This is a genomic window from Nonomuraea zeae (assembly GCF_005889725.1).
GTDB lineage: Bacteria > Actinomycetota > Actinomycetes > Streptosporangiales > Streptosporangiaceae > Nonomuraea > Nonomuraea zeae.
Map to the genome: position 1 here is coordinate 1 of NZ_VCKX01000274.1, position 16454 is coordinate 16454.

Annotated in this window: 13 protein-coding genes, 1 tRNA gene and 1 pseudogene; 7 read left to right on the plus strand and 8 right to left on the minus strand. The window is 70.9% G+C overall.

Annotated features, from left to right (window positions below; translation table 11 throughout):
* Together ETD85_RS49320 and ETD85_RS49325 are read right to left on the minus strand one after the other, a co-directional pair.
* On the minus strand, positions 1–1073 hold a 1073-nt coding region (locus ETD85_RS49320), incomplete at its 3' end, for an nSTAND1 domain-containing NTPase (RefSeq protein WP_476739307.1).
* Positions 1074–1094: 21 nt separating this feature from the next.
* Positions 1095–1670, minus strand: a complete 576-nt coding sequence (locus tag ETD85_RS49325) for a GNAT family N-acetyltransferase (RefSeq protein WP_138696784.1) — start codon at positions 1668–1670, stop codon at positions 1095–1097.
* Between the two features lie 107 nt (positions 1671–1777).
* Between ETD85_RS49325 and ETD85_RS49330 the strand changes: the two genes are divergently transcribed.
* The 3 genes from ETD85_RS49330 to ETD85_RS49340 are packed head-to-tail and all read left to right on the plus strand — an operon-like array spanning position 1778 to position 5204.
* A complete protein-coding gene (locus ETD85_RS49330; protein WP_138696785.1) occupies positions 1778–2980 on the plus strand; it encodes an acyl-CoA dehydrogenase family protein in 1203 nt (400 codons plus the stop codon).
* Entirely contained in the window at positions 2977–4140 is a 1164-nt protein-coding gene (locus ETD85_RS49335) for an acyl-CoA dehydrogenase family protein (protein WP_138696795.1), read from the plus strand. Before ETD85_RS49330 ends, ETD85_RS49335 begins: the two co-directional genes overlap by 4 nt.
* A 20-nt stretch (positions 4141–4160) precedes the next feature.
* A complete protein-coding gene (locus tag ETD85_RS49340) occupies positions 4161–5204 on the plus strand; it encodes an acyl-CoA dehydrogenase family protein (RefSeq protein WP_138696786.1) in 1044 nt (347 codons plus the stop codon).
* On the opposite strand, the gene ETD85_RS49345 is transcribed toward ETD85_RS49340, so the two are convergent.
* Positions 5175–5765: a TetR/AcrR family transcriptional regulator gene (locus ETD85_RS49345; protein WP_138696787.1), complete on the minus strand. Its 591-nt coding sequence runs from the start codon at positions 5763–5765 to the stop codon at positions 5175–5177. The two genes, ETD85_RS49340 and ETD85_RS49345, sit on opposite strands and share 30 nt — an antisense overlap.
* A gap of 182 nt (positions 5766–5947) precedes the next feature.
* On the opposite strand from ETD85_RS49345, the gene ETD85_RS49350 reads away from it, so the two are divergent.
* Positions 5948–6715: a nuclease-related domain-containing protein gene (locus tag ETD85_RS49350; RefSeq protein ID WP_138696788.1), complete on the plus strand. Its 768-nt coding sequence runs from the start codon at positions 5948–5950 to the stop codon at positions 6713–6715.
* 114 nt (positions 6716–6829) lie between these two features.
* On the opposite strand, the gene ETD85_RS49355 is transcribed toward ETD85_RS49350, so the two are convergent.
* Together ETD85_RS49355 and ETD85_RS49360 are read right to left on the minus strand one after the other, a co-directional pair.
* Positions 6830–8206 (minus strand): vWA domain-containing protein, encoded by a 1377-nt coding sequence (locus ETD85_RS49355; RefSeq protein WP_138696789.1) that lies wholly within the window; start codon positions 8204–8206, stop codon positions 6830–6832.
* Positions 8199–9038: an AAA family ATPase gene (locus ETD85_RS49360; protein WP_138696790.1), complete on the minus strand. Its 840-nt coding sequence runs from the start codon at positions 9036–9038 to the stop codon at positions 8199–8201. Before ETD85_RS49360 ends, ETD85_RS49355 begins: the two co-directional genes overlap by 8 nt.
* A 109-nt stretch (positions 9039–9147) precedes the next feature.
* Here ETD85_RS49360 and ETD85_RS49365 point away from each other — a divergent pair.
* A tRNA-Lys gene (locus tag ETD85_RS49365) sits at positions 9148–9221 on the plus strand.
* A 93-nt stretch (positions 9222–9314) separates the two neighbouring features.
* Here ETD85_RS49365 and ETD85_RS49370 read toward each other — a convergent pair.
* Entirely contained in the window at positions 9315–10799 is a 1485-nt protein-coding gene (locus ETD85_RS49370) for a hypothetical protein (RefSeq protein ID WP_138696791.1), read from the minus strand.
* Between the two features lie 106 nt (positions 10800–10905).
* On the opposite strand from ETD85_RS49370, the gene ETD85_RS49375 reads away from it, so the two are divergent.
* Positions 10906–11298, plus strand: a complete 393-nt coding sequence (locus tag ETD85_RS49375; RefSeq protein ID WP_138696792.1) for a hypothetical protein — start codon at positions 10906–10908, stop codon at positions 11296–11298.
* A gap of 1 nt (position 11299) precedes the next feature.
* Positions 11300–13720, plus strand: coding sequence for a DUF4132 domain-containing protein (locus ETD85_RS49380; RefSeq protein ID WP_138696793.1), 2421 nt, complete (start codon positions 11300–11302; stop codon positions 13718–13720).
* A 6-nt stretch (positions 13721–13726) separates the two neighbouring features.
* Here the strand turns inward: ETD85_RS49380 and ETD85_RS49385 are convergent, their stop codons facing one another.
* Both ETD85_RS49385 and ETD85_RS63845 read right to left on the minus strand, forming a co-directional pair.
* A complete protein-coding gene (locus tag ETD85_RS49385) occupies positions 13727–16078 on the minus strand; it encodes a right-handed parallel beta-helix repeat-containing protein (protein WP_138696794.1) in 2352 nt (783 codons plus the stop codon).
* Between the two features lie 147 nt (positions 16079–16225).
* Positions 16226–16454, minus strand: a pseudogene (locus ETD85_RS63845) (hypothetical protein); the annotation flags it as partial.

Genomic DNA, 16454 nt, shown 5'->3' on the forward strand with positions numbered 1-16454 from the left:
GCCTCCCACCGCCGCGCCGCCCGCGCCAGCTCCCGGTGCACCGGCAGCCCGTCCCGCTCGCCGTCCAGCCACTCCCGCAGCCGCGGCCAGGCCCGCAGGAGCGCCCCATGGGTGATGGCCAGCGTCCCGGGGGCCGGGTCCGGCCGTTCCGTGATCAGCCCCGCCTCCGCGTACGCCTTCAGCACCCCGTCGATCGAGGCGACCTCCTCGGTGCTGCGCCCGGCGATCAGCTCGTCCCTCGGGGTGGGGGCGACGGCGTCCAGGCCGTCGGAGTCCGGCCCGACCAGCCGCAGGAAGACGTCGGGCACCAGATCGTGCTCCGCGGGGCTGAGCCCCAGATAGACGGCCTCGGCGCGGTCGCCGAGCGGCGGGTCGTGGATGGGGCCCGGCGGCAGCAGGCGGCCCTGCTGGGATTGGGGCGCGTCGAGGAGGGACATCAGGAGCTGGCGGGCGCTCGGGCGGGCGTCGGGGTCGTGGTGCAGCGCGGCGGCCACCAGCCCGCGTAAGGGGCGGTCCAGCCGTTCGCCGTGGCCTAATCGGTCGCCGGAGCCGTACGCGGCGAAGACGAGCAGCCGCCCCCAGGCGTGCACATCCCCCGACGGCCCCTCGCCGTCGCCGCCCGGCCCCGATCCCAGACCGAGCCCGACGAGCCGCGGCCCGGTCGCGCCCAGGACGACCTTGTCCGGGGTCAGCGCCCCGTGCACCGCGCCCGCCTCGTGCACGGCCGCCAGCGCCGTGGCGGTGGCCGCGGCCAGCCGGTAGAGGTCGTCACCCGCGTACGGCCCGTGCCCGTCCACCACCTGGCGCAGCGTCGGCCCCTCGATGTACTCGCTGACCAGGTAAGGAGGCTCGCCGTCCAGCCGCGCCTCCGTCAGCTTGGCGACCGACAGCGAGCGGACCTGACCGGCGGCCGCGGCCGAGGCGGCGAGCCTGGCCCGGGCCGCGGCATCGGGCAGGGAGGGCACGCCCAGGGCATGGCGGGCACCCGACTCGTCATAGGCCTCGCGGACGATGACCTGCCCGCCGCCGTCGAGCCGGGCTCCGAGCCAGTAGCCTCCCAGCCGATCAGTCATGCGGGATGAGACGCCGCCTTCCTAGCGATTGTTCAGGCGTGCCCTGTGCTGTGGCCATTCCTCTTCGAGGATGCCGAAATAGACGGTGTCGCGCCAGGTGCCGTCGGGCCTCTTCCGATGCCGCCTCAGAGTGCCCTCGTGCAGCCCGCCGATCCGCTGGATGGCGTGCTGGGAGCGGAGGTTGAGCACGTCGGTCTTGAGCAGGACGCGGTTGTAGCCGAGCTCGAAGGCGTGGTCGATGAGGAGCAGCTTGCAGCTCGTGTTCACGGCCGTGCGCCAGACGGCCCGGCCGTACCAGGTCCAGCCGATCTCGACGCTCTGCTCGAAGCCGGGGACGTCGGCGTACGTCGTCCAGCCGACGGCCCGCCCGCTCGCCTTGAGCACCACCGCGAAGGGGACGTGCTGGTCGTCGTCGATCAGCCCTCTGGCCACCTTCCCCAGCTCCTCCTCGGACACCGGGGCGGCGGGCAGCCAGCGCCAGACGTCCGGGTCCCCGCCGCCGGCGGCGAACAGGTCGGGAACGTGATCCATGGTGAGCGGCTCGAGCCGGACGACATCGTTCTCGAGCGCCACGGGCGCAGGCAGCTTCGCGGTCATGGCGGCAACCTTAGGTGGTGCGTGGGATCACGTTGATGGCCACCTGTCCACTTTTGCGGGGAACCACCTGTCGACACTCATACCGGCCGGTCGGTAGGCTCACGGTCATGGACTTCGCCTTCGACACCGTCACCGAGGACCTGCGCGAACGACTCCTGCGCTTCATGGACGAATGCGTTTATCCCGCCGAGCCCGCCTTCGAGGAACAGGTTGCGACCAGCGGTTGGGGCCCGCCGCCGCTGATGGCCGACCTGAAGGACGAGGCCAGGAAGCGCGGCCTGTGGAACCTGTTCCTCCCGGGCGAGCACGGGGCCGGGCTGACAAACCTGCAGTACGCGCCGCTGGCGGAGATCATGGGCCGGAGCCCGGCGCTCGCCCCCACGGCCACCAACTGCGCGGCGCCCGACACGGGCAACATGGAAGTGCTGGCCATGTTCGGCAACGAGTGGCAGCGCAAGGAATGGCTGCAACCGCTGCTCGACGGCGAGATCCGCTCCGCGTTCGCGATGACCGAGCCCGATGTGGCCTCCTCCGACGCCACCAACATCGCCACCTCGATCACGCGCGACGGCGACGAGTACGTCGTCAGCGGCCGCAAATGGTTCATCTCCGGCGCGATGAACCCCGAGTGCAAGATCTTCATCGTCATGGGCAAGACGAACCCCGACGCGCCCAAGCACCGCCAGCAGAGCATGATCCTGGTGCCCCGCGACACCCCCGGCCTGCACATCAAGCGCGGCATGCACGTCTTCGGCTACACCGACGCCGACCACGGGGGCCATGCCGAGATCGTGTTCGAGGACGTACGCGTGCCGGCCGGCAACCTGATCGGCGAGGAGGGCGGCGGCTTCGCCATCGCCCAGGCCAGGCTCGGGCCCGGCCGCATCCACCACTGCATGCGCCTGATCGGCATGGCCGAGCGCGCCGTCGAGCTCATGTGCCGGCGGGCGCTGGAGCGGACCACGTTCGGCAAGCCCGTCGCCCAGCAGGGCGTGGTGCAGGACTGGATCGCCGAGTCCCGCATCAAGATCGAGCAGCTGCGCCTGCTCGTGCTCAAGACGGCCTGGCTCATGGACACGGTGGGCAACCAGGGCGCCCACACCGAGATCCAGGCCATCAAGATCTCCACGCCGATCACCGTCGAATGGATCCTGGACAAGGCCATCCAGGTGCACGGCGCGGGCGGCGTCTCGCAGGACTTCCCGCTGGCCGCGCTGTGGGCGGGCGCCCGCTCGCTGCGGCTGGCGGACGGTCCGGACGAGGTGCACAAGCGGTCACTGGCCTATCGCGAGATCAAGAGGTGGATGTGAACGAGGCGGAGATCAAGGAGCGGGTGGCCGCGTTCCTCGGGGAGCACGATCCGGGCGGGGACCGGCTGGAGTTCCTGCGGGCCCGGTTCGACGCCGGGCTGGCCTGGGTGTGGTTCCCCGAGGGGCTCGGCGGTCTGGGGGCGTCGCGGGAGCTGCAGCAGGTCGTGGAGCGCGAGCTGGCCGGCACGCCGCAGATCAACGGCGGCGTCCAGGGCATCGGCCTCGGGATGGCCGCGCCGACGATCCTGGCGTTCGGGACGGAGGAGCAGAAGCGGCGGTTCCTGCGCCCGCTGTGGACAGGCGAGGAGATCTGGTGCCAGCTCTTCAGCGAGCCGGGCGCCGGGTCGGACCTGGCCACGCTCGGCACGCGCGCGGTCAGGGACGGGGACGAATGGGTGGTCGACGGTCAGAAGGTGTGGACCTCGGGCGCGCATCATTCGCGATGGGCCATCCTCGTCACGCGTACGGACCCGGACGTGCCGAAGCACCGCGGCATGACGTACTTCATCTGTGACATGCACGCCCCCGGCGTCGAGGTGCGGCCGCTGCGGCAGATCACCGGCGAGGCCGAGTTCAACGAGGTGTTCCTGACCGGCGTGCGGCTCCCCGACGACCTGCGGCTCGGTGAGATCGGCGACGGCTGGCGGGTCGCCCAGACCACGCTGATGAACGAGCGGGTCGCCATCGGCGGCGCGCCCGTGCGGCGCGGCGGCGGCATGGTGGCCGCCGTGCTCGACGCCTGGCGCGAGCACCCCGAGCTGCGCAGCCACGACCTGCACCAGCGGCTGCTGTCGCTCTGGGTGGAGGCCGAGGTCACCCGCCTGTCCGGCGCGCGGCTGCGCGAGCAGCTCGTCGCGGGCCAGCCGGGGCCGGAGGGCTCGGGCATGAAGCTGTCGTTCGCCAAGCTCAACCAGGCGCTGTCGGGGTTCGACGTGGAGTTCAGGCGCGAGCTCGGCTACGACGACTGGACCTTCCGCCGTTCCGAGAACGTCGACTTCTACGGCCGCGGCCCCGGCTACCGCTACCTGCGGGCCAAGGGCAACTCGATCGAGGGCGGCACCTCGGAGATCCTGCGCAACATCATCTCCGAGCGGGTGCTCGGCCTGCCCTCAGAACCACGCGTCGACAAGGACGTGCCCTGGAAGGACCTGCCGCGATGACGGGGATCGGTGAGCGACCCATGACGCTGTTGTACTCGGAGGTCGAGGAGGAGCTCAGGGCCGCGGTGCGCGGGCTGCTGGCCGACCGCTGCCCGCCGTCGGCGGTGCTCAAGCGGATCGAGTCCGAGCCCTACGACCTGGACCTGTGGAAGACGCTGGCGGGCGAGATCGGGGTGGCCGGGCTGCTGGTCCCCGAGGAGCACGGCGGCGCGGGCGCGTCGGCCAGCGAGGCGGCCGTGGTGCTGGAGGAGCTGGGCCGGGCGGTGGCGCCGGTGCCGTTCCTCACCAGCTCGGTGATGGCCACGCACGCGCTGCTGCCCTCGGGTGACGCCCTGCTCGGGGAGCTGGCCGAGGGGCGCAGGACGGCCGCGCTGGCCGTGTCGTTCTCGGCGTCCCCGTACCGGCCCGCGCACGGCTCGTCCGTGCGGCTGGAGGGCGGGCGGCTGACGGGGTCGGTCGCCGGCGTGGCCGGGGCGGACGTGGCCGACGTACTGCTGGTGCCGGTGGGCGGCGAGCTCTACGCGGTGGAGGGGGCGCGGGCGGAGGTCGTGCCGTCCCTCGACCTGACCAGGCCGGTCGCGACCGTCACGCTCGACGGCGCGCAGGCACGGCCGCTGGGGCCGTGCGACGTGGCGGAGGTGCTGCGGTTCTCGGCGGGGCTGCTGGCCTCCGAGCAGCTCGGCGTGGCCGAGTGGTGCCTGGACACGACCCTCGCCTACGTCAGGGAGCGCCACCAGTTCGCCCGGCCGATCGGCTCGTTCCAGGCGATCAAGCACCGGCTGGCCGACCTGTGGCTGGACGTCGTACGGGCGCGGGCGGCGGCCAGGAGCGCCGCCGCGGACGGATCGGCGATCTCCGTGGCCGTGGCCCAGTCGTGGAACGCCGCGGTGGCCGTGCACGCCGCCGAGGAGGCCCTGCAGTTGCATGGAGGGATCGGGATGACATGGGAGCATCCCGTGCATCTCTATCTCAAGCGCGCCAAGGCCACCGAGATCGCGCTGGGCACGCCGGGCGACCACCGGGAGGCGCTGGCCTCACTCGTCGACGTCCCCGGCCCCGAGTGAGGTGAGCAGCAGGTCGGCGAAGTGCCTGCCGACCTGGGCGCCGGTCAGCGGCCCCGCCGCGTGGAACCAGGTGCCCAGGTGGTGCACCGAGCCGAAGAAGTAGTCGACCACCAGCTCGGCGGGGACCCGGTCGCTGAAGGTGCCCTCGCGCTGCCCCTCGGCCACGAGCGCGCGGAAGCGCTCGTGGTAGCGGCGGCGCTCGGCGCGCACGCTCTTCTGCGTCTCCGGGGCGAGCAGGTGGATCGACCGGAAGAAGATCTTGGAGTCGTCGAGGTTCGCGGTCGTGGTCTCCACGACGTCGGCCGCGGCCCGGTGCAGGCGCTGCTTGAGCGAGCCAGGACCGTCGGCGATCTGGGCCAGCCGGTCCATCTGCATGCGGAGCACCCGGGCGTAGATCTCGTGCAGCAGATCGTCTTTGGAGTCGAAGTAGTGGTACATCGCGCCCTTGGTGACGCCGGCCGCCACCACGATCTCCTGCACCGAGGTGCCCTCGAAGCCGCGCTCGGCGAACAGCCTGGTCGCCTCGGCGAGCAGGCGCTGCCTGACCGGTTCTTCCTTCACATGTCCCCCTTGGTCACCCGCCTTAGCATACCGACTGGTCGGTCGACCTCATTTGCTGGTCTTGCGGGTACTAATTCCGTCACCTTAGGCTCGCCTTGGTTGAGAGACGGGTATCACTTGACCGGCGAGGGATCTTCGGCGTGGCAGATCCTGCAATCATCTACTCATTCGGGGAGTTTGCCGTGCCCGGTGGCTCTATCTACGTGCAACCCAACGAGAAGTACACAGGGTCGTCCCCGCAGTGGTGGTACGAGAAGTTCTGGCGGGAAGACGCCGAGAACCGGCGCAAGGCCCGCTACGTCAAGGCCGGTGTGGGATTCGTGATCGGGGTCGCGCTCGCGCTGAGGTTCGACCTGGCGGGTTGGTCGCCGCTGATCGGTCTCCTGCTGGGCGGCATCGTGGCCGGCGGCGACTGGTACCTCGACTGGCGATCCTTCCACGCGACCGCGGTCTGGCGTGGGGCCCGCCGCGGTGAGGCGATCACCGGCAGGATCCTGCGCAGATCCCTCGGCAGGCACGGATACGCCGTGCTGGACGGTCGGGCCATCCGCGGTCAGGCTTCCATCGACCACCTGGTGATCGGTCCGGGCGGTGTGTGGATCATCGACAACGAGTCCTGGAGCCCCGACACCGAGATCGCCTGCTACGCGGGGCGGCTGTTCTTCGGCGAGAAGTACGGCACCAAGACCGCCAAGTCGCTGGTCGAGACCGCCGAGGCGTTCGCCGAGCTGCTGTCTCGCGAGACCCGCGTCCCGGTCACGATCTCGCCGGTGCTCGCCGTCCACTGCGGGCTGCTGCCGAAGGGCGGCATCGTGATGGCGGAGGGGCTCACGCTGACCAAGCCGAAGCTGATCGCGAAGGTGATCAGGTCGGTGGAGGGCGACGTGCTCAACGACGAGCAGATCGAGCTCCTGGCCCGCACCGCGGCAAGGGAGCTGCAGCGGGTCTGACCCCGATGCCCGTGCTCGCGCGGGTGTCTGACCGGCCGGGGGCTGCCTCCGGCCGGGGGGTTCTCAGGCCGGCCGGGCTTCTCAGGCCGCGCCGGGTCTCTCAGGCCGCGCCTCTCAGGCCAGGGTCTCGATGAACGCGGTGAGCTGGGCGACGTTGCGGCACTCCGACATCGGGACGACGGCTCCGTAGTCGCTCGCGACCGAGTCGCCGGTGTCCCATTGCTGCTTCGGCTCGGGGTTGAGCCAGTAGGCGTGCCGGGCCCGGCTCGTGAGCGACTTGAGCACCTCCAGCGCGGGCGGCTGGTAGTTGGAGCGGGCGTCGCCCAGGATCAGCAGCGAGGTCTTGGGCCCGATGGCGTCGCCGTAGCGCTCGGCGAAGCGCTCCAGCGAGTGCCCGTAGTTGGTACGCCCGAAGCGCACCATGTCGGCCTCGTCCGCCAGCTTGGTCATCGCCTCGACCACGTCGGCACCGGGGACGAAGAACCGGGTGATCTCGTCCACCGTGTCCACGAACCCGAACGCCCGCACCTTCGTGAACTGCTCCCTGAGCGCGTACGTGAGCAGCAGCGTGAAGTGGGCGAACGACGAGACCGAGTCGCTGGTGTCGCAGAGGATGACCAGCTCCGGCTTGTGCGGGCGGGGCGGCTTGAAGTGCGTGGTCAGCGGCACGCCGCCGCTCTGCAGCGAGGCCCGCATCGTCCTGCGGAAGTCGAGCCGCCCCCGCCGGCCCTTCCTGTGCTTGATCGTCAGGCGCGCGGCCAGGCGTCTGGCCAGCGGGTAGACCTCCCTGCGGAGCTTGGCCAGATCGGCCTTCGTGATGCGCAGGAAGTCGATCTGGTCGAGCGGCGGGCGGACGGCCGAGCGGGCGATGCGCTCGATGCCGGAGTCCTCGGCGATGCGGCGGCGCACGTCGGTGGCCACGGCGTCCTCGAAGCGCTTGATGCCGGAGTTGACGCGCTGGCGCACCGTCTTCTCGGCCAGGCCGCCGCGCTCGCGGCCCTGGAGGACCTCGCGCAGGATCCCGGCCATCAGCGTCTCGGGGGACAGGGCGCGCATGACGCTGTAGGAGAACCAGTTCTGGCGGCCGGGGCCGGCCTGCTGGCGGCCGAACCGTTCGACCATGGCCTGCGCGAACTCGCGCATCTCCGCCTCGGTGCCGCCGCCGGACAGGAGCATGGCGAGGTGGGCGCGCAGCTCGCTGACCTCGGCCGTCTCCAGGTCAATCGCGGTGTCCGGCCGTAGGGCGGACATGCCGCTCGTGGACGCCGGGAACCACAGGTCGAACAGCACGTCGAACCCCGGCCGGTAGGCGGGCTTCTTCACCAGCGTCGCCGCGTAGGCGGCACGCAGCGACTCCCGGTCGGCCAGCTCGATCACCCGCAGCGCCCGCGCGGCGTCCAGCCCCTCGGCCAGCGAGACGGGCACCCCCGCGTCGCGCAGCGCGTGCACGAACCCGACGTGCCTGTCGACCAGCGACCTGCGCTCAGGCATCGGGCAGCCCCAGCTCCTTGATCGCCCGCGTCTGGTCGGAGACGTGCTTGAGCACCACGCCCAGCGTGCCGGCCATGGTCGCCTCGTCCAGCTCCTCGCGGCCGAGCGCGAGCAGCGTGTTGGCCCAGTCCACGGTCTCGGCCACCGAGGGGGCCTTCTTCAGCTCCAGAGCGCGCAGCGTCGCCACCGTCCTCGCGAGCTGCTCGGCCAGGTCGGCGCGGATGCTCGGCACCTGGGCCAGCACGATGTCCCGCTCCCGCTCGGGGGTCGGGTACTCGATGTGCAGGTAGAGGCAGCGCCGCTTGAGCGCCTCCGACAGCTCGCGGGTCGCGTTGGAGGTCAGCACCACGTACGGCCTGCGCGTCGCGACGATGGTGCCCAGCTCGGGGATCGTCACCTGGAAGTCCGACAGGAGCTCGAGCAGCAGCCCTTCGACCTCGACGTCGGCCTTGTCGGTCTCGTCGATGAGCAGCACGGTCGGGGTGCTGGACCTGATCGCCTTGAGCAGCGGGCGCTCCAGCAGGAACTCCTCGCTGAAGATGTCGTCGTCGGCGCTGGTGGCCTGGATCCGCAGGAGCTGCTTCTTGTAGTTCCACTCGTACAGCGCCCTGGCCTCGTCGAGGCCCTCGTAGCACTGCAACCTGATCAGCTCGGCGCCCGTGGCCTGGGCGACCGCCTTGGCGAGCTGCGTCTTGCCGACTCCGGCCGGGCCTTCCACCAGCAGGGGCTTGCCCAGCGCGGCGGCCAGGAACACCGAGGTGGAGATGGCGTCGTCGGAGAGATAGTCCGAGGCGGCGAGCCGCTCCGTCACGTCGGTGGGCGAGTCGAACATCGATGATCCTGTCTGCCGGAGCGCGTGGCCGAACTTTATTCTAGCGCGTCGGGTCCGCCTGATACCGATTCGACCAGGATGCGGATCACCGGTATATTCCTCTCTGCCAGCGCCGCTAGCTCAGTTGGTTAGAGCAGCTGACTCTTAATCAGCGGGTCCGGGGTTCGAGTCCCTGGCGGCGCACCGCACGATCGAACAGCGCACTCCTTGATCACAAGGGGTGCGCTGTTCGCGTTTCCGATGGCCTGATTCATGCCGTCTTCTGGGTTGACCAGGTCACCTTGAGCGGACGAGATCGATCATCACCGGGACGGGCAGCGACGGGTTGGCGGCCGCGTTCTCCACGACGCCCGGCTGGTCGTCGTCGAGCAGGGCGACGATCATCTCGGGTGGCAGCGCCGGATGGCCGGCGGCGACCGGCCTTGCCCTCGGGTCTGCCAAGCAGGCGACCAGCGCGGGCACGCCGGCCTGTGGCTGCTTCGCGATCTCTCGCAGCGCTTTCGGGACGGGTGGCCGGAGTCTGGAGATGCGCTCCAGCAGGGCGGGCGGAGTCTCCGGGTTGCGCGCGAGACGGACGGCGACGCGTGGACCGTGCCGATCGACCATCGCGCTGAGCTGAGCTGCGGAAAGGCCCGAGTGGGTGGCGATCGACTTGAGGACCTTCGCGTCGGGGTCGGCGGCGAGCAGGTCACGGATGCCGGCGGGCAGGTCGTCTCGGGCCGCGATGAGCATCCGAACCGTGGCCGCCGTGGATCGGGCGAGTACCTCGACCTGCTCCGGCGAGGCAGCGGCGATCGCGGGCAAGACCGCCGGGCCGATCTTCGGAGTTTCCGCAAGCGTCGTGAGAAGGTCAAGGGGAATGTGCGGGTTGACCGCGAGACCCCGCCGCACGGCGAGATCCGCGTCGCACGCGAGCACCCGCATGAGGTCGGCGGAGATCGCCGGGTTGGCTGCGAGCGCGGCACGCACCCCTGGCTCGGGACTCCGGGCAAGCCGTTCGTACACCGCTTGAGGAAGATCCTCACGGGTAGCCAGCGCGTCCCGAAGGATGAAGGACGGATGGTCCGCGAAGCGGGCGAGCAGGCCGACGGGAGTGGCCGGGTTTCGCAGTGCGCGCTCGTACATCGTGTGGACGGCCGCTTCGTGCGCACCGGTGCACGCGTCGGGCCAGGGCATCGCGCGCGGGTCCTCATCGCAGACAAGGCATCGAGTCGCCGCCTCGGCCTCGTCCCCGGTGAGCAGGGCCGCCAGCACGGCAGGTGGCGTGTGTTCGTTCGCCGCGACACCGGCCCGAACATCGGCGTGCGCGTGCCCGGCTAATCCGGCGGTCACCGACGGGTCCGGCGTCCACAACGCGAGCTCGATGACGACGCTGATGTCCGGGTCATCGGCGAGATGATCGACGACATCCGGCGGGAGGTCGGGGCAGGCGGCCAGCTGCTCCCGGTGCTCGGGCGCCGGAGCCGTCATGAGGAGGCGGGCCCATTCCGGACGCTCGACGCCCTGTTCCAGCGCTGCGAGCGCGGCCACCGGCTGCGTAATGGGGTCGATCCGGTCGACCGCCAGAAGGCCGCGCTGGACGAGCCGTACGGCCGACTGTTGATCACGGTCCGCAAGCGCGCTGATCTGGGCGCTGGACAGGCGCTCCCGCTCGGCCAGTTCGGCCGCGAGTACGTCGTCGGCGTTGGCGATCAGGAGATCGACCAGTTCGGCGGGGAGTTCCGGATTCGCGGCGAGCCCGCAGAGGATCGGGTCATACATCAAGCGCCGCTCCCGGGTCGCCGTTGCGCCAGTCCGGCTGTTCTGTCGGCGGCGGCTGATATCCAAGGATAGTCAAGATGATCTACGACGACGATGGAGCCATGAGATGGCCACGGTCACCTTCAGGGACGAGAGCGCAACCGGCCGGCACTTAGCCGAGTTCGACCTGCCCGACCTGCCCCAGCGCATCTCCGCCCGCGAGCTCGTCCGCCTGCGCGTCCGGGAGGAGGTGGCCCGCCACAACGCCGACCCCGCCTCCCGCTTCACCGGGCTGGTCCGGCCGGTGGACGCCGAGGTGGAGCTCAACGGCTACCGGATGGGCGCCGCCCGGCGCATCGACTGGGAGCGGCAGGCCGACATCGCCGAGCGGGCGTTCCAGCGCAACGGGTTCCTGCTGCTGGTGGGGGAGCGGCAGATCGACGACCTGTCGGAGACGATCGACCTGACCGTCGATCCCGTCGTGTCATTCGTCAAGCTCGTGCCGCTGGTCGGCGGCTGACGTGGGCGTCCTCGAAGACTTCTCGCGCCTGATCGGCTGGAGCGGCGAGTGGGCGGACCCGCCGACGCGGGCGCTCTTCACCCGCTTCGACGACGGCGGCCGGCCCGGCGCGGACGGGACCGAGCGGCGGATGTACGCGTACTGGGCGCAGTTCCGGCTCAGCCTGGCCTTCCGGGCCGGCCGCGGCCTCGACCCGGCGCTGCTGGCCGTCGTGCGCGACATCGCGGGCGGCGACACCCCGTGGGCCGCTCAGGACGCGGTCTTCCTGTGGTCGGTCGCCTACTCGCTGAGGGCCTGGCGGCACCCCGACTTCGAGGAGGTCTACCGGATCCCGACGAGCATCGCGCGGTCACTCGACTACCCCGACCGCCGCCGCGTGCTGATGGACCCGTACGACTGGTCTCGCAAACACGACAAGGAGGCATGGGAGGCGCTGGGCGAGCGGCTCACGGACCTGCTGACGGAGCCCGCGGCCAACGGCCCGGCCGGCGTCGTGCGCAACCTGATCTGGGACCTCGACCCGATCGCACGCGCGATGGCCGAGGACTACGGCCCGCGCCTGGCCGCCCCCGCCGTCCTGCCGCTGCTGAAGCACTGGGTGCGCACGAGATCCGGCAAGCCCGGCGACAAATGGCTGGAGAAGGCCGGCCGGCTGCTGACCGACGAGGCCGTCACGGTGCTCCGCGACATCCTCACCCGGGTGGCGGCGCATCGCGAGACGCCGGCCGAGCGCCGCATCACCGCCCACGGCGAGCGGGCCCTCACGGTCTTCCTCGACGAGCGCACCATCCTGCCGGTACGCGGCATGGTGTGGACCTGCGAGCTGATCGACCGGCCGTGGGTGCCGGGGCTGCTCGGCGACCTGGCGGTGACCTGCGGCACCGGATTCGGCGGCACGGGCGCGAACTGCCGCAGCGAAAAGCTCGCCAACGCCGCGGTCAACGTCCTGGCCCGCCGCGGCGGTCTCGACACCGTGAGCCCGCTGGCCAGGGTCCAGGTCAAGGTGCGCAGGAAGTCCGTGCTGGCCGGCGTGGCCGAGACCCTGGACGCGGTGGCCGCCGCCGCGGGGCTGAGCCGGGAGCAGCTGCTCGACCGCACGGTCCCCGCGTTCGGGCTGGACGCCGACGGGGTGCGCGAGGAGAAGATCGGCGGCCACCTCGTCCGCCTGCACGCCGATGGCCCCGCGCTGAGCTTCGTCAACCCGGCCGGCCGGGCCGTGAAGTCCGCGCCCCAGGCCATCCGCAAGGATCCGGCGCTGGCCGAGCTCAAGGCCACGCTCAAGGAGCTGAAGCAGACGCTGCCCGCCGAGCGGTTCCGGCTGGAGCGGGCGCTGATCGAGGAGCGGCGGTGGGACTGGGCGCAGGTCACCGAGCTCTTCCTCGACCACCCCGTGACCGGCCGCTACGCCCGCGACCTGATCTGGCAGATGGGGCAGGGCTTCGCCGGGCTGCCGGTCAGGACGGAGACCGGCTGGGAGCTCGCGGGCCCGCACGGCGGCCGGGCCAGGCCGGGCCCCAAGTCGCCCATCAGGCTCTGGCACCCGATCCGCGAGCCGGTCGAGGACGTGCGGGCCTGGCGCGACCACCTGCTGGAGCTGGGGGTACGCCAGCCGTACAAACAGGCCTTCCGCGAGATCTACCTGCTCACCCCGGCGGAGGAGGAGACCCGCACGCTGTCCAACCGCTTTGCCGGCCACGTGCTGCGTTACGGGCAGGCCAAGGCGCTGCTGAACCAGCGCGGCTGGAGAGACCTGTCGATCGGCCACTGGGACTACGAATGCGGCGGCAACGAGGGTGAGGCCGTCAAGGAGCTGTCCGGGTGGCGGGTGCGCTGGGGGATGCACGTCACCGGCGATCCTGAGGCGGACGGCTGGGGGAGCGCCTCCTTCTGCGAGACCGAGGCGCTGCGCTTCCAGCGCGCCGGCTCCCTGTCGCTCGGTGACGCGCCGCTGGCCGAGGTGCCGCCGCTGGTGCTGTCGGAGGTGCTGCGCGACGCCGATCTCGCCGTGGGGGTCGCCTCGCTGGGGCTGGCCGATCAGGCGATGCCCGGGCACGAGGACTACTGGCACTCCTACGGGTTCGGGGAGCTCCAGGAGAGTGCCCGGATGCGGCGGGACGCGCTGAGCCGGCTCCTGCCCCGGCTGAAGATCGCCGGCCGGGTGGAGCTGACGGACCGGTTCCTGCGCGTGCGCGGGGACCGGCGCACGTACAAGATCCATCTGGGGTCGGGGAACATCCTGATGGAGCCGAACGACGCCTACCTGTGCATCGTCCCCGGGCCCGGCCGCCCGGCCCAGGCGGTCTTCCTGCCGTTCGAGGAGGACGGCGGGATGCTGTCGGTCATCCTGTCCAAGGCGTTCCTGCTGGCGGGCGACGCCGCGATCACCGATCCCAGCATCACCCGCCAGCTCGTTCTCACCTGACCCTGGTCAGCGGGGCCCGATCCCGTCCAGGGTGAAGCTCCTGTTCCACTCCCGCACCCACTGCGGGCCGAAGCCCTCGGCGGAGGCCAGCGGCGTGGTCCGCGGGTCGAACTTGCCCGTGGCGGGGTCGAAGCCGGCCGCCGCGGAGCTGTCCGCCCTGACGTTGTAGGAGTCGAAGTCCGGGTTGAACGTCTTGACGCTCAGCCCGGCGGCGTCGTCGGTGTAGGCGAAGCCGCCCGTGGCGATGCTGACCGAGCGGGTCAGCACGTTGTGGGACGGCACGTACACCGAGTCCGGATTGCTCCACACCTGCTCGTCCGTGCACTCCGTGGCGCCGACCGCCGCGCAGACCCGGCCCTGGGAGTCGGCGGGCACGTACCAGTCGCGGATGTTCGGGTACTGCCTGCCGTAGTGGCGGTACCACCTGTCGATGTTCGCCTGGGTGTTGGTGAAGCCGGTGCCGTCGCCCGCCTTGAGCATGTCGTTGAAGCGCTCGACGACGACCTTGGAGTTGGCGACCGGCAGCCGCTTGCCGCCCTCGTGGTAGAGCTTGTCGTGCCCGATGTACTTGATGTCCTTGAACACGTTGTCCGAGGCCACGTTGCTGTGTCCCGACTGGTAGAACAGGCCGTGCTGGGCGGTGTCGAAGACGTTGTGGTGCACGACCATGCCCGACATGCCGTCGTCCATGTAGATCGCCTGGTTGCCGGCCGCGCCGACGTCCTTGAACAGGTTGTACGCGATCACGTTGTTCAGGTACGTGTAGTCGCGCCCGGCGTAGATCACGCCCTGGTCGGAGGCGTGCGTCACCAGGCTCTCGAACCTGTTGTGGCTGACCTCCATGTCGTTGCCCATGATCTGGATGGCCATGTGGGGCGCGTCGTGGACGTGGTTGTAGCGGAAGGTGTTGCCGACCCCGTACAGGTAGCCCGCCGGGGTGTAGGTGGCCAGCTTCGAGAAGTCGTAGATCTCGTTGTGCTCCACGACGTGGTCGCCGCGCTCCAGCGAGTCGCGGTCGCCGCCGGCGGTGAACACCCCGCCGCCGCCCAGGTCGTGCAGCCTGCTGTTGATCACCTTGTTGCGGTGCCCGCCCCTGCTCGTGCGGTATTCGGCGACAGCCGTGATCGCGTCGGCGGCCTCGCCGATCGCGATCGCGTCCATGCTGACGTTGAGGATCTCCAGGCCGTCGATCGTGCACGACTCGGCGTCGAGCAGGCGCACGCCGGTGCCCGTGGTGCCGTTCAGCCGCAGGCCCTTGAGCGTCACCTCCCGCACGTTCTCCAGCGCGAAGAACGGCGCGTCGAACGAGGTCAGGCTGATCTCCTTGCCCTCGACCGTCCCGCCCGGCGGGTAGTAGTAGAGGGTGCCCGCGCCCGGCCGGCGGTCGATGTAGTACTCGCCTTCGGCGTCCAGCTCGCTCAGCACGTTCTGGGCGACGAAGGAGGTCCACTTGTCGGTGGCGGCGTACATCGTGGGGTAGCGGGTGCGCAGCTCGGTCCCGCTGACGGAGGCGACGCGGACGCGGTCGTTGGCGTAGTTGTTGCCGAAATAGCCGGCCAGCCAGCCGTCGGTCTCGTACACCGTGTTGTCCGGCGCGCCGCCGGGCGGCGGCGCCCACGCGGCGGCGCGGCTCGCGACGGCGGGGTCCACGGCGGTGTAGACGGGGCCCGGCAGGTTCAGCATGTCCTCGTACGGCATGGTGCTGCCGTCGGCGGTCTTGTCCGAGAAGTAGTCGCGGGCGCCCTTGGGGGCCTCCTTGACGCTGAGGCCGGTCTTGTCCAGCTTTGCGGCGCCGTTCGGGTACTGCGCGAGCGTCTGGGCCGTGTCATCGGTGATCAGCTCGGGGGCGAACGGCCGGGGCTGCCAGTTGAAGCCGTTCTTGTTGATCTCGCCGGTGGGGATGCCCTCGGCGGCCAGGTCGTAGACGTAGACGTGATCGGCGGCCGAGCCGGGGACGCGCGCCCGCGACGACCACTTGGCCTCGCCCTCGGGGACGTCGCTCAGCTTGCGGAATCGGTCCGGCGCGAGCGTGGTCACGCCGGCGAGCTCGACCTGCTCGCCCGGGTAGGCGGCGTAGGTGACGTAGGAGTGCGCCGGGCCGCTGAGTTCGATGGTTTCGGCCGTCTGGTAGACGCCCGCCCGGAGGTAGACCAGGCCGGGGCGGCGTGCGCTCGTCCTGCCCGCCAGCGCGTCGCGGGCCTGCTCGACCGTGGCGAACGGGTCCGTACGGGTGCCGGTCGCGCCGGCCCTGCCGTCCGGTGCCACGTACACGACGGTCTTCTGGGCCGCGGCGGCCGGAGGCGTCATCGCGGCTAACAAGCCTGCCGCCACCAGGACGCTCAACAGTGTTCTCGGCATGCTCCCGCCAACCTCCAACTGGGTCGCAATCGATGAAATATGACAGATTACGATGATTAATTGGGGTGAACCGTAACCCTGTCGCCGCCAGAATTCAACCGTTTGACCACGGGCCGCCGAGCCGATGTCCCCAGGGCGGAGCGGAGGTCAGGGAACGGCCACCCGCCTGCGCCGCCGCAGGAGAAGGCCGGTGAGGGAGGCGAGGATGAGCACGGAGCCCGCCGCGACCAGCACCCGGCCGTCGGGCCCGGCCTCACCGCCGCCCCCGGTCTGCACCCCGCCCGACGGGGTCCGGGTCGTGGTGGTGGCCGGGGTGCTCTCGGGATCCTCGGACGCGGTGTCGTCGGTGTCACTGGAGTCGGGGCTGGGGCTGGGG